The 23,492-nt window shown below is 41.7% G+C and carries 17 protein-coding genes; 6 read left to right on the plus strand and 11 right to left on the minus strand.

What is annotated here, in order from left to right:
* Nucleotides 1-102: 102 nt before the first annotated feature.
* On the plus strand, nt 103-1,308 hold the full coding sequence (locus ACTB0Y_RS09605) for an FKBP-type peptidyl-prolyl cis-trans isomerase (protein WP_463206604.1): 1,206 nt from the start codon (nt 103-105) through the stop codon (nt 1,306-1,308).
* 18 nt (nt 1,309-1,326) lie between these two features.
* Nucleotides 1,327-3,270: a tetratricopeptide repeat protein gene (locus ACTB0Y_RS09610; protein ID WP_463206605.1), complete on the plus strand. Its 1,944-nt coding sequence runs from the start codon at nt 1,327-1,329 to the stop codon at nt 3,268-3,270.
* A gap of 626 nt (nt 3,271-3,896) precedes the next feature.
* Here the strand turns inward: ACTB0Y_RS09610 and ACTB0Y_RS09615 are convergent.
* The 3 genes from ACTB0Y_RS09615 to serC form a co-directional block, all read right to left on the minus strand.
* The gene (locus ACTB0Y_RS09615) at nt 3,897-5,144 is read right to left on the minus strand and encodes a DUF1015 domain-containing protein (RefSeq protein WP_463206606.1); all 1,248 of its coding nucleotides are present in this window, start codon (nt 5,142-5,144) and stop codon (nt 3,897-3,899) included.
* Between the two features lie 59 nt (nt 5,145-5,203).
* Complete coding sequence (locus ACTB0Y_RS09620) at nt 5,204-6,127, minus strand: NAD(P)-dependent oxidoreductase (RefSeq protein WP_463206607.1); 924 nt, start codon at nt 6,125-6,127, stop codon at nt 5,204-5,206.
* A gap of 96 nt (nt 6,128-6,223) precedes the next feature.
* Nucleotides 6,224-7,300: a 3-phosphoserine/phosphohydroxythreonine transaminase gene (gene serC, locus ACTB0Y_RS09625; protein ID WP_463206608.1), complete on the minus strand. Its 1,077-nt coding sequence runs from the start codon at nt 7,298-7,300 to the stop codon at nt 6,224-6,226.
* A 107-nt stretch (nt 7,301-7,407) separates the two neighbouring features.
* Here serC and ACTB0Y_RS09630 point away from each other — a divergent pair, with 107 nt between their 5' ends.
* From ACTB0Y_RS09630 to ACTB0Y_RS09640, 3 genes are all read left to right on the plus strand, one after another.
* Nucleotides 7,408-7,740, plus strand: a complete 333-nt coding sequence (locus ACTB0Y_RS09630) for a 7(1) septoil knot domain-containing protein (RefSeq protein ID WP_463206609.1) — start codon at nt 7,408-7,410, stop codon at nt 7,738-7,740.
* On the plus strand, nt 7,727-8,299 hold the full coding sequence (locus ACTB0Y_RS09635; RefSeq protein ID WP_463206610.1) for a DNA-3-methyladenine glycosylase I: 573 nt from the start codon (nt 7,727-7,729) through the stop codon (nt 8,297-8,299). The genes ACTB0Y_RS09630 and ACTB0Y_RS09635 overlap by 14 nt, the downstream gene beginning before the upstream one ends.
* Nucleotides 8,300-8,389: 90 nt before the next feature.
* Nucleotides 8,390-10,750, plus strand: a complete 2,361-nt coding sequence (locus ACTB0Y_RS09640) for a sensor histidine kinase (RefSeq protein ID WP_463206611.1) — start codon at nt 8,390-8,392, stop codon at nt 10,748-10,750.
* 12 nt (nt 10,751-10,762) lie between these two features.
* Here the strand turns inward: ACTB0Y_RS09640 and ACTB0Y_RS09645 are convergent, their stop codons facing one another.
* Nucleotides 10,763-13,267 carry a fused MFS/spermidine synthase gene (locus ACTB0Y_RS09645; RefSeq protein WP_463206612.1) on the minus strand — a complete coding sequence of 835 codons (2,505 nt, stop codon included), beginning with the start codon at nt 13,265-13,267 and terminating at the stop codon, nt 10,763-10,765.
* Between the two features lie 1,099 nt (nt 13,268-14,366).
* Between ACTB0Y_RS09645 and ACTB0Y_RS09650 the strand changes: the two genes are divergently transcribed.
* Nucleotides 14,367-14,633, plus strand: coding sequence for a hypothetical protein (locus tag ACTB0Y_RS09650; protein WP_463206613.1), 267 nt, complete (start codon nt 14,367-14,369; stop codon nt 14,631-14,633).
* Nucleotides 14,634-15,157: 524 nt separating this feature from the next.
* Here ACTB0Y_RS09650 and ACTB0Y_RS09655 read toward each other — a convergent pair.
* The 7 genes from ACTB0Y_RS09655 to ACTB0Y_RS09685 form a co-directional block, all read right to left on the minus strand.
* Complete coding sequence (locus ACTB0Y_RS09655; RefSeq protein WP_463206614.1) at nt 15,158-16,129, minus strand: adenosine kinase; 972 nt, start codon at nt 16,127-16,129, stop codon at nt 15,158-15,160.
* Between the two features lie 153 nt (nt 16,130-16,282).
* Complete coding sequence (metK, locus tag ACTB0Y_RS09660; RefSeq protein WP_463206615.1) at nt 16,283-17,554, minus strand: methionine adenosyltransferase; 1,272 nt, start codon at nt 17,552-17,554, stop codon at nt 16,283-16,285.
* A gap of 71 nt (nt 17,555-17,625) precedes the next feature.
* Entirely contained in the window at nt 17,626-19,053 is a 1,428-nt protein-coding gene (gene ahcY / locus ACTB0Y_RS09665) for an adenosylhomocysteinase (protein WP_463206616.1), read from the minus strand.
* A 61-nt stretch (nt 19,054-19,114) separates the two neighbouring features.
* Nucleotides 19,115-19,951, minus strand: coding sequence for a methyltransferase domain-containing protein (locus ACTB0Y_RS09670; RefSeq protein ID WP_463206617.1), 837 nt, complete (start codon nt 19,949-19,951; stop codon nt 19,115-19,117).
* 28 nt (nt 19,952-19,979) lie between these two features.
* A complete protein-coding gene (locus ACTB0Y_RS09675) occupies nt 19,980-20,777 on the minus strand; it encodes a methyltetrahydrofolate cobalamin methyltransferase (RefSeq protein WP_463206618.1) in 798 nt (265 codons plus the stop codon).
* A gap of 12 nt (nt 20,778-20,789) precedes the next feature.
* Nucleotides 20,790-21,449, minus strand: coding sequence for a DUF1638 domain-containing protein (locus tag ACTB0Y_RS09680; protein WP_463206619.1), 660 nt, complete (start codon nt 21,447-21,449; stop codon nt 20,790-20,792).
* A 21-nt stretch (nt 21,450-21,470) separates the two neighbouring features.
* Complete coding sequence (locus ACTB0Y_RS09685; protein ID WP_463206620.1) at nt 21,471-23,477, minus strand: hydantoinase/oxoprolinase N-terminal domain-containing protein; 2,007 nt, start codon at nt 23,475-23,477, stop codon at nt 21,471-21,473.
* Nucleotides 23,478-23,492: the final 15 nt, after the last annotated feature.

Below are 23,492 nucleotides of genomic sequence, written 5' to 3' on the forward strand. Positions count from 1 at the left end.
CAGCTCCCTTTTGTTTATTTTTCATTACCGGCATTACGTTTACGAATATTCATTGCTTTTTTATAAATTGCAGTCTTACTGATAATGTTAAAACTAATAATCATGATAAATAGAACCAAAATACTTTTTTTGCCATTTTTGATTGTATACTCCACTTTTTTAATGGCACAAAACAGAACGCCAGTCAATTCGCCAGATGAATGGTCGAAAAATATGGATACAACAGAAACCGGCCTGGTCTACCAGATCATTGATGCTGGCAGTGATGCAAAGCCGGAGCCGGGTGATATGGTAGCGGTTCATTATATCGGTCAGCTTGAAGATGGTACAACGTTCGATAATTCGTACCAGCGTGAAGAACCACTTACTTTTAACTATGGTGTTGGACAGGTCATTCGCGGATGGGACCAGGCAATAGGAATGTTGAGCAAAGGCGGATCGGCCAGGTTGGTTGTACCTCCACATTTAGGTTATGGAAATAGGCGGGTGCTTGATATTCCGCCCAATTCAACACTATATTTTCAAATCGAACTTATTGATATTCAGCCCAATGAAGCTTTTTATACTTTTAAAACCGAAGGTTTAGATACCCTCAGTACGGCTTCCGGCATACGTTATATGGTTATTGACTCCGGATATGGCCTAAGACCAGATACCAATTCATGGGCCTATTTACATTATACAGGCTACCTGCCTGACCAGCGAATTTTTGATGCGTCAAAATTGCGGGGCGAGCCGGTACGGATTAATCCCGGAGCCGAGGATGTCATTCCTGCCTGGGACGAAATGGTGCAAAAAATGAAGGTTGGTGGGCGTTATCATATCATTGTGCCACCAGATTTGGGTTATGGTTCAGCCGGGCTGCCCGGTGTTGTGCCTCCCGGTACTGAATTGCGTTTTGACCTTGAATTGATTCATGTTTCCGAAAAAAAGGAAGTGAAACCCTTTGATGTATCCGGGAAAGATACCATTAAGCTCGATTCAGGCTTACAGATCATTCCAGTAAAACAGGGAAAAGGAACAAGTCCGGAAAAAGGCGATGTGGTTAAAATTCACTTTTCGGGTTATTTTGCTAATGGAGAACTTTTCCAATCCTCACTCAAAACCGATGATCCGGTGATATTTGCCATTGATCAGGGTCAGGTTATTAAAGGACTTAATAATGCTGTGAAACAAATGAAACCAAACGGAATGGCCAGAGTGATTATACCATGGCAGCTGGGATATGGAGAACAGGGTAATCCGCCCCTTATTCCTCCAAAATCCGATTTGATATTCGACATTGAATTAATCAGTGTAGTGCAATAAACTGAAATTTATAGCTTTATGAATATGGTGAATTGGATTCGTAAATATCCGCAGGTTATTTTGCTTACCCTCACTTTATTGGTTTACGGCAATACCCTCACTAATAAATATGCCCTCGACGATGCCATTGTAATTACTGAAAACAGTTTTGTAAAAAAAGGTATCGATGGAATTGATGATATTTTTTCTACCGAATCGTTTACCGGCTTTTTTGGTTTTGATAAAAAACTGGTTGCCGGTGGTCGCTACCGGCCACTTTCCATAGCCACATTTGCCGTGGAATATGAATTTTTTGGTCAAAACCCACACATCTCCCATGCAATCAACATCATACTCTATGCCCTGGTCGTGTTATTAATTTTCCAGGTGCTGAGAAAAAGTCAACTGATTACCACAGACCTGGCCTTTATCATTGCTTTGCTTTATGCGCTCCACCCCATTCACACCGAAGCTGTAGCCAACATTAAAGGAAGAGACGAAATACTGGCGTTTCTTTTTGTTTTACTTGCTGTAAAATGGGTTTTATATAGCCAAAAAAATAGGTTATTGGTATACAGCGCTGCTGCAATTTCAATGTTTTTGGCCATGCTGTCTAAAGAACATGCAATCGCTTTTGTGGTGTTATTACCGTTGGCATTGTACTATCTGAAGCGGCCCCGCAATGAAATTGTACAAACCGCTTTTACCGTAATTATCCCCGCTGCGCTTTTTGTATTCGTTCGTTACCAGGTGCTTGGCGGTATGCAAATAGAGGAAAGCTCCTCCCTGATGAATAATCCGTTTGTGGAAATGGACATCAATGAACGGTTTGCTACCATTTTGCTTACCTGGATATGGTATCTGCGGATACTTGTTGTACCCCATCCCCTTACATACGACTATTATCCTTACCATGTGCCCGTTACCGGCTGGGAAAATATTTATCCGTGGATTACCGTGTTCATAGCGCTGATTATGCTGTTTTTTGCTGTCAGAAGCCTAATCAACAGAAGGTTTTATGGATATTGGATCTGGTTTTTTATCGGTACCTTTTTATTGATGTCGAACCTGTTTTTTTCAGTAGGTACTTTCATGAACGAGCGCTTCATGTTTATGCCTTCCCTGGCCTTTTGTGTGGCTTTGGGTTATGGACTTTACTGGCTCATGCAACGCAAAGCATTTGCGCGGGCCGGATATGCAGCTATAATACTAATTGGTGTGGCTTACAGTGTAAAAGCCATCGACCGCAACAATGACTGGAAAGATGATTTTACCTTGTTTACACATGATGTGCAAATTTCTGAAAACAGTGCCAAGGGAAACTGTGTGGCAGGTGGTCAGCTTTATGAAAAAGCCATAGATACTCAAAACAAAACAAAGAAACAGAAATTACTCAAACGGGCCCGGACACATCTCAAAAAGGCCATTGAAATACACCCAACTTATAATGATGCCCATCTTTTATACGGCAATACCCGGTTTGCATCAGAAGAGCCATTAGATTCGGTTATGCCACACTATTTGAGTATTCTCCGTCGTGCTTCAAGACATCAAAGTGCATGGAAAAATGCACTGGCCGTGTTGCAGAAAGGCGAACCTGAAAAACGGTTAAAATGGTACAAAAAATTATCTAATATAGATGCTAATCGCTTCGAAATCAACTACCAGATGGGTAATATTTATGGCAAACACCTGAATGACCTAAAGAATGCCGAAACCTATCTAAAAAAAGCCCTGCAAGTGAAACCCAAAAATGTGAAAGCACTTAAAGACCTTTCCGTGGTATATGGGTTGACCCAACGTTACAAAGCTTCTGCAACCCAGTTGGAAAAGGTGGTAAAACTCAAACCCAACGATGCCAGTGCCTGGTATAACCTGGGCCTTAGCCTGAATGCACTCGGCAAGATTGATGCAGCACAAAAATCCCTCGACAAAGCGCATGAACTTAATCCACAGCAAAAACGGGTGGTGATAAAGAGGTGATTGTGGTTAATTCAGTTAGTAAGTTAATTGGTAGATTGGGTGATTGGTTAATTCGTTGATTGGTTGATTGGGTGAATGGGTGATTGGTTGACTGGTTATTATTGTTTTCGACGTTGGTTGTTGTCAACGGTCGGTGATTTTCGCACATTCGATGGTTTTGGCACGGCCGGTAATGGGTTTCCGACGTTGAGACGCACGGCCGTGCGTCTCAACAGGCCGTGCGTCTCTACAATTCCGTTTCCAAATTTTGTTTCGTGATTATTATCCGGTACGTTTCCAACAATCCCGTTTCAATTTTCCGGACGTTGTCATTATCCCTCACCAGTTGCGCGTTGGGGTTCCCCTTTAGAGCCTCGATATTAAATCGGGAGGTCAGGGGTGTGCGGTTGGATTGGTGGTTTGATAGAATGGTTGACTAATGACCAGTTAAATTTTATCGGGAACCGTGCGGTGGTGTTTTTTGAGGTACAGGCTGTGGCCAGGTTGTTTTGAAAATCTCTGTACTGATGCCGGAGGCATCACATATCTATAAAAACAAATCCAATTCCCGAGGCATCGCATGTTATTAGAAAAAAAAGCTGCCTCAAAAATATGAAGCAGCTTTTCTATCGTATAAAATATGTTTCTTATTGGTCTAATTTGTGAATTACCAAACCACTGCGCAGCTTGGGTTCAAACCAGGTTGTTTTAGGCGGCATGATGTTGCCTGTGTCAGCAATATCAATCAATTGTTTCATGGTTACCGGGTACATAGAAAAGGCCACTTTCATCTTGCCATTATCTACGCGGCGTTCCAATTCACCCAAACCACGAATTCCACCAACAAAGTCGATGCGCTTGTCGCGACGCAAGTCTTCGATTCCGAGCAATTCATCTAATACAAGGTTCGAAAGTATGGTTACATCCAACACACCAATGGGGTCTTCATCATCGTAGGTGCCTGCTTTGGCTTCCAGTTTGTACCACTTACCTTCGAGGTACATGCCAAAACTGTGTAGCTTTTCTGGTTTAAAAGCAGTTGTGCCTACTTCTGAAACATCAAAGTTTTTCTGTAGTTTCTCAAGAAGTTGGGTGGCTGTATGGCCGTTGAGGTCTTTCACCACGCGATTGTAATCAATGATGTGTAATTGATTATCAGGAAAATGTACAGCTAAGAAATAGTTGTACTCTTCGTTTCCGGTATGGTTAGGATTATTCTCGGCCTGCTTTTTGGCAACCCTGGCACCGGCAGCTGTGCGGTGGTGACCATCGGCCACGTAGGTATAGGGTACTTTGGTTTGGAACAATTCAGTAATACGCTTGATATCTTCCTCACTGTCGACCACCCAGAAATGATGACCAAAACCGTCTACAGCAGTAAAATCATATTCGGGCGCTTTGCTTTCCACCACTTTTTTCACAATACCATCAAGCTCGTCCACAGCAGGGTAAGAGAAAAATACCGGTTCCATGTTGGCATTATTAATCTCCACATGCTTCATGCGGTCCTCTTCTTTTTCGGGACGGGTAAGTTCGTGCTTTTTAATGATGCCGTTAAAATAATCATCGGCATGTGCACCAGCTACGAGTCCGTATTGTGTGCGGCCATCCATGGTTTGTGCATAGATGTAGTACTTTTCTTTTTCGTCCTGAATGAGCCACCCTTTTTCCTGCCATTTGGCAAAATTTTCACGGGCTTTGTCATACACTTCCTGAGCATGCTCATCATACCCGGGTTCGAAATCAATTTCGGGACGGATAATGTGTAAAAGTGATTTTTCGGTTGCTTCTTCACGGGCTTCTTCCGAATTCATAACATCATACGGGCGCGAAGCCACTTCGCTGGCCAACTCTTTTGGAGGCCTTACGCCTTTGAATGGTTTAATTTTCGCCATTTTTATATCAATTATTTCAGCGCAAAGGTTTGCGCCATCATTACACAATAAATTTACTTTTATTTGTTCACCTGAAATGTACGATCGTCTTTTTCCAAAAAGTTAATAATCTGGTTTACAGCTGCAATGCCTGCATTGATGTTGGCCTCTGCGGTTTGGGCACCCATTTTTTTCGGGGTAAAGAAATAGCGGCCTTCAAATTTCTCAGCAATTACATCTTTATTATCTGGTGCAATATCTGAAATATACTGCAAATCGCTGCGTGCTTCCATTGCTTTTTCCAATCCTTCTTCATCAATCACCTCTTTGCGGGCTGTGTTGACTAACACACCGTTTTCAGGCATTTTATTCAACAGGTCGTAACCAATAGATTTTTTGGTTTTATCGTTCGATGGAATATGCAATGATACATACTGGCAAGTGCTGTATAGTTCTTCAACGCTGTCGACAACCTTAACGCCATCTTTTTCTATATCTACTTTTTCTTTAAACGGATCAAAAGCTTTTACTTCCATGCCAAAACCCTGGGCAATTTCGCCCACATAGCGTCCTACGTTGCCATATGCATGAATTCCAATGGACTTTCCGCGCAATTCAGTACCGGCTTTGCCATTGTAACCACCGCGGGCAAGGTAAACCATCATACCAAGTGCCAGTTCGGCCACTGCATTAGAGTTTTGTCCGGGTGTGTTCATCACCACTACATTGTTGGCCGTAGCTGCTTCAAGGTCTACATTGTCGTAACCGGCTCCGCCGCGCACTACAATTTTCAGTTTTTTTCCGGCTTCAATTACCTCTTTTGTAACCTTGTCGCTACGAACAATCAACGCATCGGCATCAGCTACTGCTTCAAGAAGTTGATCATTGGATTCATATTTTTCCAGCAGCGCAACTTCGTAGTTGGCTTTTTGGGCAATATCTTTTATACCTTCTACTGCCGCAGGGGCAAATGGTTTTACAGTTGCTACCAATATTTTAGCCATAATTTTTTATTTTTTTAGTTTAACACTTGTAAAAAGAACAAGTCACACTCTCCCCCTGGAAAGCGTGACCTGCTATATGCTTGCTGTTGAATTCATTTATGCATGTTGCTTTTCAAATTCCTGCATACAGTTTATCAGTGCTTTTACATCGTCAACGTTGCTGGCATTGTAAGTAGAAGCACGGAAACCACCCACTGAACGGTGACCTTTGATGCCCACGATATTATTATCAGCGGTATATTTCAGGAAGTCGTCCTGAAGGTTCTGGTATTTTTCTTCGAAAATAAAGGTAATGTTCATTCGTGAACGTGAAGCCTTTTCAATTACAGTACCTTTAAACATAGGATTGCGTTCGATTTCGCCATAGAGCATATCGGCACGCTCTTTTGCGCGGCGTTCCATCTCTTCCACGCCACCCTGGGCTTTAACCCATTTGAGGGTTTCTTTTACACCAAATACGTTTACACAAGGAGGTGTATTGAACATAGAGCCTTTTTTCACATGTGTTTCGTATTTGAGCATGGTTGGAATAGGACGATCTACCACTTTGTCGAGCATGTCTTTACGGATAATTACGAATGTAACTCCAGCCGGACCTACATTTTTCTGTGCTCCACCATAAATCATGGCATATTTACTCACATCCACTTTGCGGCTCATCATATCGGACGACATGTCGGCAATTAATGGAACACCACCGGTATCGATATCTTCAAAAATTTCGGTGCCGCGAATTGTGTTGTTTGAAGTAATGTGCAGGTAATCCACATCTTTAGGCACTTCGATTTTTGGGTAATAGGCAAAATCTTTGTCCTCGCTGCTGGCGATTACCTCAACCTCGCCAAACATTTTAGCCTCTTTAATGGCTTTTGAAGACCATGAGCCTGTATCAACATAAGCAGCTTTTTTGCTCATAAAGTTAAAAGGAATCATGGCAAACTGCATGGATGCACCACCTCCGAGGAATAGCACTTCATAATTTCCGGGTATGTTGAGTAATTCTTTAAAAAGATCCTGTGCTTCGTCTATCACAGCCTGAAAATCTTTGCTGCGGTGTGAAACTTCCATGATTGATTGTCCGGCTTTGCCAAGCTCTTTTACAGCCTGTGCTGTGTTTTCCAATGCTTGTTCTGGTAATTTGCAAGGGCCTGCATTAAAAATATGTTTTCTCATAATTGTGCTTTTAGAAATTTTTTAGCGAATTTAGTATAAAATTTAGTGAAAACGTAATGTTTTACAGCAATAAAAGCCATCTATTAAAAACACAAAGGCCCATTGATATGAGAATTCTTATATTCATCGCATTAAGCATTTTGTTTTCTACTAATGCAAGCGCACAAAAAATTTATAAAACAGACTTTAAACAGGAAGCTGATTTTGTTGCCTATGAAACCGAGTATAAAACGGAGGCTGATGTATGGGTATATTTAACAGACATCCCAACAGAAGCTAAAAAAAGAAGTGGTATATGGTATTTTACCGATATACGAGCCGAAGCTGATTATATAATTTATTTTACCAGTTTTAAAACAGAAGCCGACTGGCTGATTTACTATACCGACATTAAAACAGAAGCCGGATATACATACCGTGAAGAAGATGAAGGAAAATAAAAACCGCTGCTGGTGGGCACCTGCTGATGACCCGTTATACACCAAATACCACGATGAAGAATGGGGTGTGCCAACCCACAACGACCGTGAACTTTTTGAGATGCTTGTGCTCGAAGGTGCGCAGGCCGGACTATCCTGGTCTACCATTCTGCATAAACGCGAAAACTACCGTAAGGCTTTTGATAATTTTGAAGTAAAAAAAGTGGCCCGTTATGATGAAGCAAAAATCAAAGCCCTGCTGCAGGATAAGGGTATTGTTCGTAACAGGTTAAAAATACGTAGCGCTGTTAAAAATGCCCTTGTATTTGTTAAACTACAGAAAGAATTTGGTTCTTTTGACCAGTACATGTGGCAATATGTCAACCATCAACCTATCATCAATTATTGGAATAACCCTGAAGATGTACCTGCCGAAACAACTTTATCAAAAACAATATCAAAAGACCTGAAAAAACGAGGTATGAGCTTCGTTGGCCCTACCATTATTTACGCCTATATGCAATCCATTGGGATGGTGAATGACCATTTAACAACCTGTTTCAGACACAATACTTTATAAAATCAGAGAAAAAAACGGGTTCGTTCTATCTCTCAATTTTAGTTGGTATTTGGCAGATTAATACTAATTTAAGGGTTTCAAAATTAAAATATGACAGAACAGGATAATACTCCGCAGATACATTTATCTCATTACGCCACGTCTGTAAAACTTATAATTGCTGTAGCCGTGGGCCTGCTCACATTAGTACTTTCAAATTACAATCTAAATGTCGATTTGGGCCACATTCAATTCAATTTTCCATGGGGTATGATATTTCCATTGCTTATTGCTGTAGCTTATGGAAGTAAATATGGGCTGATTTCCGGCTTGTCCGGAGGTGCACTATATCCACTGCTTCTGTGGCCACACGAGGGTTATGCCAATTTATCAGTGATGTTACTTACATTAGCTTTATTCTTTTTGGTAGGCAGAATAATTCACGGCCATGTAAGTAATGGCAGGTTTCCGCTTGCAATTAAAATAGCCTTTGTTGGATTGCTGGCTGCTGTAGGGTATATTACAGTATATCTGGTTTTATATAATCCTTTATTAGCTCTAAATCCGCCTTTTTGGGAACAAGACACCATCAATCACCTTTCTGTTTCAATTCTAAAAGGTTTTGCCACAAAGGATATACTAAATTTTTTATTGATGGTTATTACGGCTGAACTATTGTTTAAACTCACTGCAGTAAGAAAACTTTTGGGTATAGCAGCTCCCTCCTACATGCGTGAAAACAATAGAATATTTGCATATAGCCTGTTTACAGCAATGCTCATGTGGTTTATATTTGTGGGACTTGATTACTTTTTAATCAATGGAATTAAAAACCAAAGCTACAATTACTTCAGCATTGCTTTTTTTGTGATGTTTCTTGCGGGTATAATAGTAACCAGAATATTAATCCGCTTTATTGAACACAAACTGCTAGCTGAACAAGCCTTATTGATAAGCGAAGAGAAATACCGCATGATTAGCGATAATGCCTATGACCTTATTGCACTTCATGATTTGAATGGCATAGTGAGATATGTTTCTCCATCGATTAAAAAATTCACGGGTTTGCCTCCGGAAAAAGTAGTGGGACAGCTGGTCAGCTCTTTTTTACATCCTGATGAAGTTGATAAGTTTTATACAGACCTTACAAAACTTACGCACGAAAAACCATTTCTTAAAATTGAGCAACGCATTAAACATGTCGATGGCCATTACATCTGGATTGAAGCCAATGGGCAATTAATCCATACAAAAGATGATACTAAAACTTATGTGCAGGTGGTAAGCCGCGACATAACTGATCGCCGGAAGGCCGAGCAGGCCTCACGCGAGAATGAACTTACATTGGCCAATATATTTAACAATGCCCCGGTTACAATGATTTTGTTAGACGGAGCAATGAATATTGTTAAAATCAACACCAATCCTTTGCTATCTGAAGAAAGACAGTTAAATGCCATTGGCACCTCTATTGGAGAAACATTCAATTGTGTAGAGCCAGAAAGAAATAAAAAGAATTGCGGCGAGGGCAACTGGTGTGAAAAATGCATCATCAGTAATTTATTTAACAAAGCTTATCACAATGACCAATCGCACCAAAAAATAGAAGGTGAGCTCATCATTCAGGGAAAGACCGGCTTACAGAGACACACCGTTCTGGTTTCTTCTTCGGTACTCTTCCGCAGCGCTGAAAAATATGTGCTTATCGCAATAGATGATATTACAGCACGGAAAGAGATGGAGATACAGCTTGAAAAAGCTAAGGAAAAGGCAGAAGAAAGCGACAAACTTAAATCGGCCTTTCTGGCCAATATGAGCCATGAGATACGCACTCCAATGAATGGCATAATAGGTTTTGCACGCATGCTCAAAGAACGCAAAAACCTAATACACAAAACAGACAGGTACCTCGACATTATTATGGAAAACAGCAAGCGACTTATGGTACTTGTAAACGACATTCTCGACATATCGGGTATTGAAAGCGGACGATTGAGGTTTCTTTACAAAAACATTCACCTGCATAAGATGCTGGATGATGTATACACTTTTATTCAACCTACGGCTAAAGAAAAATCACTTGCACTGCGGGTTATCAAGTCCGAAAACTGCCCGGAATATATTAGAGCTGATGACGCAAGATTGCGTCAGGTGATGATTAACCTGCTGAATAATGCCATGAAATTTACTGACGATGGGGAAATTGCCTTTGGCTATGAAATGAAGGATGATGAAATTAAATTTTTTGTGCGCGACACAGGCATTGGTATTCCTGAAAACGAAAAAGAAAATATTTTTATGCGTTTCAGACAGGTTGAACAAGACTTCACAAAAGTTAAAGGAGGCACTGGTCTTGGACTGTCCATTTCCAAAAAAATAATAGAACAATGGAAAGGTGAAATTTGGGTAGAATCTGCCCCGGGAAAAGGCTCAACGTTTTTCTTTACCATACCACTAATTTCCGCCCAATAACGGCATTTTTACTTACTGACGAAAATACAACTTCAACAAAAACGGAAGTTCTTCATTCTCCGGGGCAATTTGTGCTGCTTTTTGCAATTGCCGGTAAAGCAATTCCTTATCGTTGCGCAGCATACCTTCCAAACCACGGGTCATCATTTTGTTGGCTTCAATAAAGCGTTTCATTTTTATGGTATCGGGGATATGATGAAAAACACGGAAAACACCATCGCGCTTAAAGTTCAGGTAAGCCAGATTGTTGGGCAAATTTTCTTCCCGGAAAACACTGAAATCGAAAAATTCAACATACGAACGGTCGTCCGTATTGATTTGTATATCTTCCGGAAAATTGGCTATGGCTTTATGGTCAAAAATCAGGTTGGCAGCCAAATGATAGGGATTGGCATAAAAGTACGGGTCTTTTGGAAAATTGGCTATCCGCTGACTCCATTTTTCAAAATCGATTTTTACCGGCTCGGTACTGCCCATCAGCACAGCATGGTAATGTCCAAGCCACACTACGGTATGCGGAAATACATGATGGAAGGTTTTAATCAAACCCAACAAATCGTTCCGGTTAAGTTTATGGAGCGGTAAATATTGGGTGACCATGCCGCCCGGATTCAGATGTTTTTTATACAATTCAAAATACGATTGGGTGTAGAGGTTACCCGAACCAAGCACAGGGTGCGTGGGGTCGCTGGAAATCAGGTCGTAGGTTTTGGCTGTGGATTGTAAAAAATGCCGGCCATCGTCTCCGTGTATGGTTAACCGTGGATTGTTTACAATATTGTTGTTCAGCGCGCTGTAATATTTTGCAGCTTTTTTTAGTCCGGGCACCAGCTCTACACAATCGATCTGCTCTATTTCGTCGTGCGATGCAATGGCCGATGTGGTTACCCCTATTCCAAAACCCACAATCAGCACTTTTTGAGCTTCTAACCCGGCAAAAAATGGCATATGCCCAACCATCTTTACTGCCTTAATGGCATCATAACTGGAACCAATTACAGAAGCATTGTTCACATAAGTAGATTTTACAGTATTATTGCCCTGCCGCACCTCTCCTACTACCAAAGTACCCTGTATGGCTTCGTTGTAGTGCAACACTTCTTTATCTTCGACATGAAATGATGGAGGCAAAATACGCATGTGTAAACCGGAAATGGTGACCAGAAATAGCAAAGCAATTGAAATGAGTGCTGTTACTTTTGGACTTTTACGGTCTTGTGCAGGCATATAGCGCAGGGAAAAAATCAGCGCTAAAAACAACAACATGGCCACCAGTAAAATACTCCTTGCCGCCCCGGCCAGCGGGATCAGCATAAATGCCGCTATCAACGGACCGACAAACGAGCCCAGTGCATTGGCCAGCATGATGCGTCCCACATTGCGACCTACGTTTTGATACGAATCAGTATATAAATCGACAGCAAACGGAAAAGCGTAACCCGATACTGCTGCTACCGGTAAAATTACAATGATAGAAACCACAACAGGAATAATCAGTAAGCGGGTAAAATGGGTATTAAAAATATCGTGTAGCGGCACCAGCATGGCTTCGGGCAGGTTGAGCAATACAATAAGTCCGAAAACACTGAAAGCGGCCAAAAGCATGAATAAAAGTGAGATACGTTTGCCCGGCTCCTTTACACTCTTCTTGCCGGATTTGTAATACCAGCTGCCTGCAAACAATCCTGCAATAACAAGCGACGCTATCAGTGCGAAGGTATAACTGGTATTGGTCAGATAAACTTTCAGAATACGCACCCAAATTACCTGCAAGGCAATTACCGACAAACCGCACATAAAAGTGAGCATTATGGCTGGTCTGCGCCAGTCTACACTCTTTTTGGCTGTTTTTTTATCCACTTCCTGTTTTTCAGCCCTCTGTTCTGCGGCCGGAAGCGGCATGTGTCGTAATGCAACAAGCGCGAGTATCAACATCGCCCCCACACCAATAAAAACGGTATTCTGCTGACCAAATTTTCCGAGCAACAGAAAACCGGTTGTCAGTCCGCCCAGTGTACTACCAAGTGTTTCAAGACCATAGATGTGGCCCATATGGTGCCTTATTTGCTGATTGCTGCGAATCAGTATTTTGGCAATTGCCGGCAACACCCCACCCATAAAAAAGGTCGAGATAATAAGCATGACAAAAACCATCAGATAAACAATGGTTTCTCTCAGGCTGGTAGTTAATCCGCTTAGCGCTTCATAAAGGTTAGACAGCCCAAAATTGAAAATCCAGTAATTCAGCAATCCCAATAATCCAATGGTACCAAAAAGAATGGCCAGCAAGTGTTTTTTAGCTTTTTTACCATTGATATAACGGCCCCAAAACATACCGCCAAAACCGAGCCCACCCATAAAAGTGGCCAATACAAGTGTAGAGGCAAAAACCGTAGAGCCCAGGTACAACGACAAAATGCGGTTCCAGCTTATTTCAAAAACCAGAAAACTGAACCCTGCCAGGAAGACTATTAATTGTGGAACTAAACTTATTCTAATGCTGCTGTGCTTCGTCATTTGAATTGGTATTTGAAAATACCAAAACTACACAAAAATATCGAAATCACCTTAGCATGTCAACAAGTCCACAAGGCTGTTATTTTTCTTTATGCTTCCTCCTTGAGCTCCGTGGTTTATCTTTTCTAACCACCAGGGACACCAAGACCAACAATTCGTCTCTGAACGAAGCTGGAATTCCGCCGGTTGCATCCTTCTACTCACCGTTTTGCCACGGGGAACACAGGGAAATTTTCTTCTTCGTGTTTCCTCCGTGTTCTTTGTGTCCTCCGTGGTTTATTTTTTTTACCACTAAGTACACCAAGACTAATTGAACATCTGTGACTAAAGCTGGAATTCCACCAGTTGCATCCTTCTACTCACCGTTTTGCCACGGAGAACACAGAGGAAATATTCTTCTTCTCGCATTTCTCCGTGTTCTTTGTGTCCTCCGTGGTTTATCTTTTTTAACCACTAAGGACACCAAGACCAACTGATCGTCTGTGAACAAAGCCAGAATTCCGCAGGTTGCTTTCTCCTACTCACCGCTTGGCCACGGAGCACACAAGAAAAATGTGCTTCCTGGTGCTTCCTCCGTGTTCTTCGTGTCCTCCGTGGTTTATCTTTTTTAACCACTAAGGACACCAAGACTAATTGAACATGTGTGACTAAAGCTGGAATTCCGCAGGTTGCTTTCTCCTACTCACCGCTTGGCCACGGAGCACACAAGAAAAATGTGCTTCCTGGTGCTTCCTCCGTGTTCTTTGTGTCCTCCGTGGTTTATTTTTTTTACCACTAAGGACACCAAGACCAACTGTACGATTGGGCGTAAGGCCAGAACTCGCGCCAATTTACCTTCGGTGAGCTCGTAGACCAGGTTTACAATCTGCAAAACTAGCTCCAGTTTTGAATGGACGGTTTATAAACTAAAAGTACAATATCCGGATCAATTTACAAAGTTCAGTTTCGGCACTGTTCCAAATAAACAGTTTTACAGTCTAACTGGTAAATAAAACTACAAAGTTTTTGGCAACAATGGTACATAGTTTTTCTCTCATTTGGGCATGATCAAATGAGAGAAAAACTCAACTTTATCAGGTTAATTAAAAAACCTGAGATTATGAATGAATTTTATAACGAGTTGATTATGTGTCATCAAATAGACGAAATGAAACGAAATGGCTGGTCCATTTCTAAGATTGCAGATTCTTTAGTCCTTAACTGGCGGACTGTGAATAAATTTCTCCAGATGACCGAGGATGCATTTTACGAATACCAAACGGCACTGGGGCAGCGCAAAAAGGAACTTCAGGATTATGAACCCTTTGTAAAGCACAAACTCGATTTCTGTTCAGATGCTTCTGCCGCACAAGTCCACGATTGGTAAAAAGAACACTATGAGAGGTACGAATGTATCACCTAAAACGGTATTCAACTTTGTCCAATGGGCGCGACAACAGCATAATATCCCCAAGATAAAGCAAAAGCGAGAATTTTTTATAGTAGATGAGTTGCCATACGGCAAACAATCCATAACCCCAGCCGGGCTACCTCCGGTTAGCCTTTAGCATACCATCTGCTTCGTTGGCTTCAGCTCGCAGGCCGTCGGTTGACGCACAGATTCACTTTGCTGCCTTGCAGACCTATACTGAGCGATAGCCGAAGTATGATGCGCTAAAGACTTTTTCAGCAGAGCCTACTTAGTGTTTGTCCATAATGTCCGATATCTGAACTAAACACTTCACTTTATCGACAGACTCTACTTAAAACCAATGAATGTGTTTCAGGGGGTGTATCAAAAGTCGTTTATTTGCAATTAAATTAAATAGCGGCCATAAAATAAATCTTCAGTTCCGACTTTTAAAACAGAAAAATTGTGGAATTTTTCTGTTTTGATACCCCCCTGCACATTCATTTTTTTATGATTTCGAAAATTTGCGTCCAATTTTTTTCCGGAATTTTAGCGCTCATCTCTTCTATTACCTTTCCGGAAAGCAGAGAGCCAATTTCGCCACATTTGGCCAAATTGTATTTTTTTATCAAGCCATAAAGGAAACCTGCCGCATAAGCATCGCCGGCACCTGTGGTGTCTATGGGAGATGCTTCAATAGGTTTTATAGCTATTTGCTCATCTCCGCTTTTAATTAACGAGCCATTTTTTCCGATTTTGACAACGGAAATTTCTGTTTCTTTGGCCAATTCCTGTAAAGCCTCTTCAGGTTCTTTTCCTGTGTAAGCTTTAGCCTCTTCTTCGTTGGCAAATACAATGTCTACGCTTTTATTCAGGAAATTTCTTAAAAACTCAAGATTGTCTTCTACCACATTGTAGCTTGCCAGGTCAAGTGAGATTTTGATGTTATTATCATGGGCCATTTCTGCTACTTTTCGGAGCAAATCATGGTTTTGAACCAAATAACCTTCTACGTGGAGATATTTGTACCCCTTGAACATGTCACTTTTTAAGTCTTCGGCCTGCAGGTCGATGGCTGCGCCCAGATAGGTTGCAAAGGTACGCTCCGAATCCAGGGAAACCAGTGCAAGTGCTCTGCCGCTCGGGGTTGTGCATTTTAACAGGTGCGGTGAAATTTTACTTTTCATCAGGTCGTCGAAGAAAAATTTTCCAAGATCGTCTTCTCCGACCTTTCCAATAAAACCTGTTTCTACGCCTAAACGGGCAAGTCCGTGAATGGTATTGGCTGCTGAACCTCCACTTGCCTGGTACTTTCTCATTTTTTCGCTGGCTTTGTCCAATTGGTCGGCTCGAACATCATCAACCAGTTGCATGCTACCTTTGGGTAGTTGTTGCTCATTGAGAAAATCGTCGTTCTCCAGCCTGGTCATGATATCTACAAGTGCATTGCCTATACCCAATACTTTTTCCATATCGAATTATGTTTTATTAGCTTTTCGTTTTAGCATATTTAAAATGAGCAAAATAGAATAAACCACACTTCACATTTTGCCCCGTATAATTTGTTTTAAAAAACAAACCCGAAGTAAATTGAATGCTCCGGGTTTGTTTATGGCTAAAACCGATTATAGTTTGAATGCTTTTTTAATTTTGTCTACATAGTCGAGCTTTTCCCAGGTAAATGTTTCTACCTCTTTTTTCTGTCCATTGACGTAAACAACTTTTTTTCCTGGTGTTCTGCCCATATGCCCGTATGCGGCAGTTTCCCCGAAAATTGGATTTTGCAGTCCAAAACGTTTAACAATGCCGTGTGGGCGCAGGTCGAAGATGGCATCAATTTTTTTAGAAATTTCTTCGTCAGACACTTTTACTTTTGGATTAGTTGTTCTGACGTATAGACCAACCGGATCGGCTACACCAATGGCATAGGCCAATTGTACTTCAACCTCATCGGCAACGCCGGCTGCTACCATATTTTTGGCGATATGGCGTGCTGCGTAAGCGGCAGAACGGTCTACTTTCGATGAGTCTTTCCCTGAGAAGGCACCGCCACCGTGGGCTCCACGTCCACCATAAGTGTCAACAATGATTTTGCGACCAGTAAGTCCCGTATCTCCGTGAGGGCCACCAATAACAAATTTTCCGGTTGGGTTAACCAACAAGCGGTAATCTGTGTCAAAATATTTTTGCACACTTTCCGGATATGTTTCTTTCACGCGTGGAAGCAGAATATTCTTAATGTCGGTTTCAATCTTACCAAGCATCTCTTTATCAGCTTTATCCTGCGATTTTGTGGTACCATCGACAGCCTTAATAAAATCGTCGTGTTGGGTTGATACAACAATGGTATCAATGCCCAAAGGAGTGCCGTCATCATCATATTGGAATGTTACCTGCGATTTTGAGTCAGGACGCAGATAAGGCATTTCGCCATCTACTTTTCTGATTTTAGCCAATTCTTGTAAAATACGGTGAGCTATATCGACCGGTAGCGGCATATAGTTTTCGGTTTGGGTGGTTGCAAATCCGAACATCATACCCTGATCGCCGGCACCTTGTTCTTCTTCTTTTTCGCGCTCTACACCCTGATTAATATCTGGTGATTGCTCGTGAATTGATGATAATGTACCGCATGAATCGGCGTCGAAACGATACTCTGCTTTGGTATAACCAATGCGACGAATTACATCGCGTGCAATTTCCTGCACATCGACATAAGCATTGGTTTTAATTTCACCGCCTACAACACAAAGTCCGGTTGTTACAAGGGTTTCTGCTGCACATTTTGAGGTGGGATCTTGAATTAAAAGTTCATCGAGTACAGCGTCTGATATTTGATCGGCTACCTTATCCGGGTGCCCTTCTGAAACTGATTCTGATGTGAATAAGTACGACATGTTTATTCTGTTTTTTTACTGTGTTTGAAAATAATAACGCCCGGACAGGTTAATGTCCGGGCATTGAAATATTAATATCTGTAATGTTCTGGCTTATACGGCCCATTTTTAGGAACACCAATGTAATCTGCCTGCTCATCAGACAATTCTGTCAGGTCAACATTCAAATGTTTCAGGTGTGCTCTTGCAACCTCTTCGTCGAGTTCTTTGGGCAGACGATATACTTTATTTTCGCGTTTGTTCTGCCACAGGTCAATTTGCGCCAGCACCTGATTGGCAAATGAATTACTCATAACAAATGAAGCGTGGCCAGTTGCGCAACCGAGGTTTACAAGGCGGCCTTGTGCAAGCATGATAATTGAGTGCCCTTCTTTGCTGAATTTGTATTCATCAACCTGGGGTTTGATATTTTCACGTTCTACGTCTTTCTCTACTTCGAGCTTTTCAACTTCAATTTCGTTATCGAAGTGCCCGATATTGCTTACTATGGCTTTGTCTTTCATGCGACGCATATGCTCTACGGTAATTACGCCTTTATTTCCTGTTGCTGTTACAAAGATGTCGCCTTTTCCGGCCATTTCTTCCATGGTTTTTACTTCATAACCTTCCATTGCGGCCTGGAGAGCACAAATTGGGTCTGATTCTGTTATCGTTACTTTGGCACCAAAAGCAGCGAGGCCTTGTGCACAACCTTTGCCAACACCACCAAAACCTGCAACTACAGCGGTTTTACCGGCAATCATAACATCGGTAGCACGTTTAATGCCATCGATAAGTGATTCGCGGTTTCCGTAGTTATTGTCGAATTTTGATTTTGTAACAGAGTCGTTGACATTAATGGTTGGGAATAGAAGCGTACCTTCTTTTTCGCGTTGATATAGCCTGTGAACGCCGGTTGTGGTTTCTTCTGATGCTCCCCGGAGTTCTTTTATTGTACGGTGCCATTTGTCTTTGTCGCTGTCAAGTATTGATTTCAGTCGTTTTATGAGTGCTTGCTCATCCCATGCTGTGGCTTCACGATCAAGCAGTTTTGGGTCGTTTTCGACTTCGTAGCCATGGGTTACCATTAATGTGGCATCTCCCCCATCGTCTACAATAATTGTGGGTCCTTTTCCGCCGGGGAACGATAGTGCTTGTGCTGTACACCACCAGTATTCTTCGAGTGTTTCCCCTTTCCATGCAAATACGGGAACTCCGGTTTTTGCGATTGCAGCGGCTGCTTCGTCCTGGGTAGAATAAATGTTGCAACTTGCCCAGCGTACATCGGCTCCCAGTTCTATCAATGTTTCAATGAGCACTGCAGTTTGAGTTGTCATGTGCAGCGACCCCATAATGCGTGCGCCTTTCAGGGGTTTTTCTTTTCCATATTTCTTACGTAATTCAATCATGCCCGGCATTTCGTGCTCTGCCAGTTCAATATCTTTTCGTCCTAAATCTGCGAGTTTTATGTCTTTCACTTTGTACTCCAGACGCTCATCAATTTTGTCTAAGTAGCTCATTTGTTAATTTTAATTTTAATTAATTATTTATTTGTTCATTTTAGTGCGTGTATGAGAGGAATTATTCATTTTTGAAATGAAAGATACCCCATGTGAGGTTGCCTTCTTTACCACCTTTTACCCAGTGGCGCAATCCTTTTTTCATGTTTTCTATGTATTCTGTCGACACATAACCGTCTAGCTTATCCTCATTGGCTTCTGTGTCGCTAAGTACTTTGGCATAATGGTTTGATAAATTTCCGGCCATTTCTTCGAATGTTTGTTCGGTGAGTCCTGCTGCTTTGCAGGTTTCACGGTAAAAGGCTGGAGAACCTAATGACGATAATTTGATGCGGTCATAAACAGGTTCAAGTACTGATTCATCGCAGTTATCGGTTTGCATTGGATCGGTAAAAATGAGATCGCCATTGGGTTTAAGCACCCTGGCAGCTTCGTTGATTACTTTTACGCGGTTATCGCTGTGCAGAATGGCATCTTCAGACCACACAATATCAAATGTGTTATCGTCGTAAGGTATATCGTCAAAACTACCATCAATGATGTCAATTAGGTGATCCAGGCCTTGTTCTTGATTCATCTTGCGACCGCGTTGGTTTTCTGTTTCGCTCAGATTTAACACAACTACCTTGCATCCGTATTTTTTGGCCAAATGGCGCGCAACACCGCCAAAGCCGCCACCAAGGTCGATTACTTTAGTGTTTTCGTCGATTTTTTCGGCATAGCTTGCCATGCGATCAATTGTGCGGCGGCTGGCTTTGTAAATATCTTCATCTTCGCTATCGTAAATGCCTAAATGCAGGTCTTCGCCTCCCCAGATTCTGTAGTAGAAGTTATCTGCATCACTACTATTGTAATATTTACGGGCAATTTCTACTTCTTCAGAATACTTCTTAGTCATAAAAAACCTCCTGTTTTATAATTCAATTTTAATATTCAAATAATCCCTCGCGATATGCATTCATATACTTTTCGCAAAATGGATCGCGGCCAAGCAGTGTTTCAGTGGCGATAATATTGGCCATCATTTTTTTATCCATTGGGTTCATAATTGCAGAATCGAGGCCTTTGGTAATGGCCATTGTCATGAATGTTTGATTGGCCAGTTTTCTTTTGGGAATTCCATAAGAAACATTTGACAATCCACAGATGGTGTGAACGCCTTTAAATTCTTCATTGAGGGCTTCAATTGTATTCAAAAACTCTATACCAAATTTATCACCTGTGCCAATGGGTTGCACCAATGGGTCGACATAGATATTATCAAGCGCAATACCTTTTTGTGTAAGTCCATTGATGAGTTTACCGGCAATTTTCATGCGGTCGTCTTTGGTATAAGGCATACCTTCGTCGCTCATACAAAGGGCTATAACCTTCATATCGGTACCTTCAAGCATGGGCAGCATTTTCTCCCAACGGTCTTTTTCCAATGAAATGGAATTGAGCATGGGCATTCCTTTGTGTACTTTTACTGCTTCTTCAAGTACTTCAGGGTCGGGTGTATCGATACAGCAGGGTATTTCTACATTTTCCTGCACGGTTTTGATCAGCCATTTAACGTAATCAGCTTCTCCTCCTACAAAAATTCCTGCATTGACATCGATAAAATCAGCGCCGTTTGCTGCTTGTTCTTTAGCAACGCGTGCAATTTCATCGTAATTTTTTTCTTTAATCTCATTGCGGATTTTTTTGCGACTTGCATTTATTAATTCTCCTACAATTTGCATTTTGTATTCCTCCTATTTTAAGAATTGATTTTGTTTTACTTTTTGGTAGGGCTCGATGTACACAAAGTCATCTTTTTGATATGGCCCTTCTAATATCTTTTTGAAATATTGATCAGATCCCTGATACTCTTTAAATTTTTTACCAAAATACTCTGCGTTTGCTTTTGCTCTTTTCCTGTATTCTTTTACTGCGCCGGTATCGGTATTGATAAAACTTATTTGCTCATAATTTTTAATTTCATACTGCATAGCCTCTTCTGCCATTTCTCGTCCAACGCGCTCGCTGTATTCATTTTCAATTAACCCAAGCGGGTCTTTTTCATTTTCGATCCAACTTTGTGTAAGATGATAGGTACCCGGATGATTTTTAAATATCTCGTGATATTTTTTACGGCTCCCAAGATACAGGGCAATGCAATCATGTATCTTCGGAATATACAATCCTTGTGCAGGAGCTTCCACTCCGACAATGCCGTTGGAGCACAAACCATATCCCAGAATAACGTCTTCCACATTAGATGGTATGGTTTTGATAGCTTCCTGAATTGCAATTGCCATTTTTTGCGGTGTACGATGCAGGTTTTGCGGGAGGTAGAATAATTTTACTTCCTGCTTATTGCAACGTTTATCAAGTTCGGGCTGTATGCTCCCACATGCGATGATTGCTTTCATGTCATACTGTTTTATTGAATGCTATTTTTGCTCTTCATCAATTCCGGCAATTTCCGATATTTTTGGGTTACCCGTAGCTCTTGCCAGGTAGCGCGTTAAAGAACCTTCTGTTTTGCGCTCTGTTTCTATAAACGGATCGCTGGCGCCAGCTTTAATTGCGGCTTCGCGAGCCAGTATTTTTGATTTTACTTCGGCATATTCACAAGCATCATGATACTGTTCAAAGTTTTTTGTTTTGCCTTCGTGTTTTACTACATAGCTATACTGTGCCTGGTTTTCGCGGATGAATACCAGGGCTTCACGCATTTCGGTAATCGAACCTGATACAGCACCCACAGCATTGGCCACAGCAGCATATTCAGGCAGCACCAGTTGGGTGTTTACAAGACGCGCGGCCTTTTTTAAAAAATACTGCGCTGGTGCACCGGTGCCAATAATGGGATAACGGCTATCTGCATTAATAGATAAAAAGCTATTGTCGCTGTATAGAATTTCGTTTAGCATCCATTTCCCCCATTCACCATCGATGCTGGCCGGCATTTTTGAGGGATTGGTGTGCTGACAGGCTAAAAATATGATGATTTCCTCAAGAATAATGTCGACTATTTTATTCATGACATTGTCGACCAACGTTTTTCTGTTAATTCCCTGAACCTTGCAAAGATACTCGGTAGCAGCTTTGGCTGCACCGGCGTTCCACAGATCAATGGCTCCTTCGGTGTGTAACAGGTCGGTTGGATTAAGGGTGGCACATTCAATTTTACCCTGCTGAATTAAATCGTGCAATTTAAGATGGGTTGGGTGATATACGCCTACTTTTTTCATCAGATCAGATAAGCGATGAGGTTCTTTTATCAGGTCAACCGCTTTCTTTTGTTTGTCGTTGAGCTGGTTGAATTCATCTTGTTCAAGCGGGTTATGCAAATACCAGTATTCAATATTGAGTGGGTTTTGCGTAATATTGCTCTCTTTGCTAAGTTGATTTAATTCATCTGCCACATGTGGATGGTACGCTGCCATTTGCGATAGTGCTCTCACTCGCTCCGGACCAATTTTTATTTCGTTTTTGGCGTCGAAAGCTATCCGGCTGTCGCATCCTACGCTAATTGTGCGTATTTTAGCTGCTTCAACAGCTGTTTCGGTTTCGCCAACTTTGGCACCTGATTCAGAAACAACGACCTTTGAATTTTTGACCATGGCCATATCTGTAGTTGTGCTGCCAATGTCGACGACGAGGGAACTACCCTCTTGCGACAAAAATCTGCCCCCAATAGCGCTGGCTGCCGGCCCTGAAAGCACGGTCTCTACTGGTTTTTGAATGGCCTCGGTGTAGGGCATCAATGTGCCATCGCCTCGCACAATCATCAGGGGAGCATCTATACCCAGGTTTTTTACTGAAGTTTGCACTGCCTGAATAAAATCTTGCATAACAGCCACAAGCGATGCATTAATTGAGGCCGTAGCTGCCCGCTTAATAGAGTCTAACTTTGATGATAACTGATGTGCCATTACAACAGGCAAGTCTGAATATTGCTGTATAATTTCAAAAGCAGCTTCTTCATGTTCAGAGTTTAACGGACTAAAATAACTTGAAATGGCAATGGCATCTACTTTATCTTTCACATCTGTAAGCCATTGCTTAACAGCTTCTGTGTCGAGTGGCCGGCGTTCGGCTCCTTGCGCATTGTGTCCACCGTTACAAAAATTTATTTCGTCTGTAGAAAGTTTGTCTCGTAATCCATAACTTTCAACCAATTCCTGATCGTACCCGATGAGCAACAGCCCAACTTTACGCGCTTTACCTTCAGCAATAGAGTTGGTAGCCAAAGTACTTGATATTCCGACCAGTTTGATTTTGTAACCGGGCTTAATATCGAGTTTCTTAAGCACCTTAATGACTCCTTGCTTGAGATCTTTGCGTGTAGTCAGCGATTTAGCTGCCGAAACCACTTTACGGGAGCCATAGTGTAATAATACTCCGTCGGTAAATGTACCTCCTGTATCAATTCCTATAACGTAGCGATTCATTAATGATTTTTTTCG

Source organism: Salinivirga sp. (assembly GCF_055145285.1).

Excerpts from the sequence above, each read along its gene's own strand:
- ACTB0Y_RS09650 (WP_463206613.1), top strand. The coding sequence starts at position 14,367 with ATGAATGAATTTTATAACGAGTTGATTATGTGTCATCAAATAGACGAA.
- ACTB0Y_RS09615 (WP_463206606.1), bottom strand. The coding sequence starts at position 5,144 with ATGGCGAAAATTAAACCATTCAAAGGCGTAAGGCCTCCAAAAGAGTTG.
- ahcY (WP_463206616.1), bottom strand. The coding sequence starts at position 19,053 with ATGAGCTACTTAGACAAAATTGATGAGCGTCTGGAGTACAAAGTGAAA.
- ACTB0Y_RS09670 (WP_463206617.1), bottom strand. The coding sequence starts at position 19,951 with ATGACTAAGAAGTATTCTGAAGAAGTAGAAATTGCCCGTAAATATTAC.
- ACTB0Y_RS09685 (WP_463206620.1), bottom strand. The coding sequence starts at position 23,477 with ATGAATCGCTACGTTATAGGAATTGATACAGGAGGTACATTTACCGAC.
- ACTB0Y_RS09655 (WP_463206614.1), bottom strand. The coding sequence starts at position 16,129 with ATGGAAAAAGTATTGGGTATAGGCAATGCACTTGTAGATATCATGACC.
- ACTB0Y_RS09675 (WP_463206618.1), bottom strand. The coding sequence starts at position 20,777 with ATGCAAATTGTAGGAGAATTAATAAATGCAAGTCGCAAAAAAATCCGC.
- ACTB0Y_RS09630 (WP_463206609.1), top strand. The coding sequence starts at position 7,408 with ATGAGAATTCTTATATTCATCGCATTAAGCATTTTGTTTTCTACTAAT.
- ACTB0Y_RS09680 (WP_463206619.1), bottom strand. The coding sequence starts at position 21,449 with ATGAAAGCAATCATCGCATGTGGGAGCATACAGCCCGAACTTGATAAA.
- ACTB0Y_RS09620 (WP_463206607.1), bottom strand. The coding sequence starts at position 6,127 with ATGGCTAAAATATTGGTAGCAACTGTAAAACCATTTGCCCCTGCGGCA.
- ACTB0Y_RS09605 (WP_463206604.1), top strand. The coding sequence starts at position 103 with ATGATAAATAGAACCAAAATACTTTTTTTGCCATTTTTGATTGTATAC.
- metK (WP_463206615.1), bottom strand. The coding sequence starts at position 17,554 with ATGTCGTACTTATTCACATCAGAATCAGTTTCAGAAGGGCACCCGGAT.
- serC (WP_463206608.1), bottom strand. The coding sequence starts at position 7,300 with ATGAGAAAACATATTTTTAATGCAGGCCCTTGCAAATTACCAGAACAA.
- ACTB0Y_RS09635 (WP_463206610.1), top strand. The coding sequence starts at position 7,727 with ATGAAGGAAAATAAAAACCGCTGCTGGTGGGCACCTGCTGATGACCCG.
- ACTB0Y_RS09610 (WP_463206605.1), top strand. The coding sequence starts at position 1,327 with ATGAATATGGTGAATTGGATTCGTAAATATCCGCAGGTTATTTTGCTT.
- ACTB0Y_RS09645 (WP_463206612.1), bottom strand. The coding sequence starts at position 13,267 with ATGACGAAGCACAGCAGCATTAGAATAAGTTTAGTTCCACAATTAATA.
- ACTB0Y_RS09640 (WP_463206611.1), top strand. The coding sequence starts at position 8,390 with ATGACAGAACAGGATAATACTCCGCAGATACATTTATCTCATTACGCC.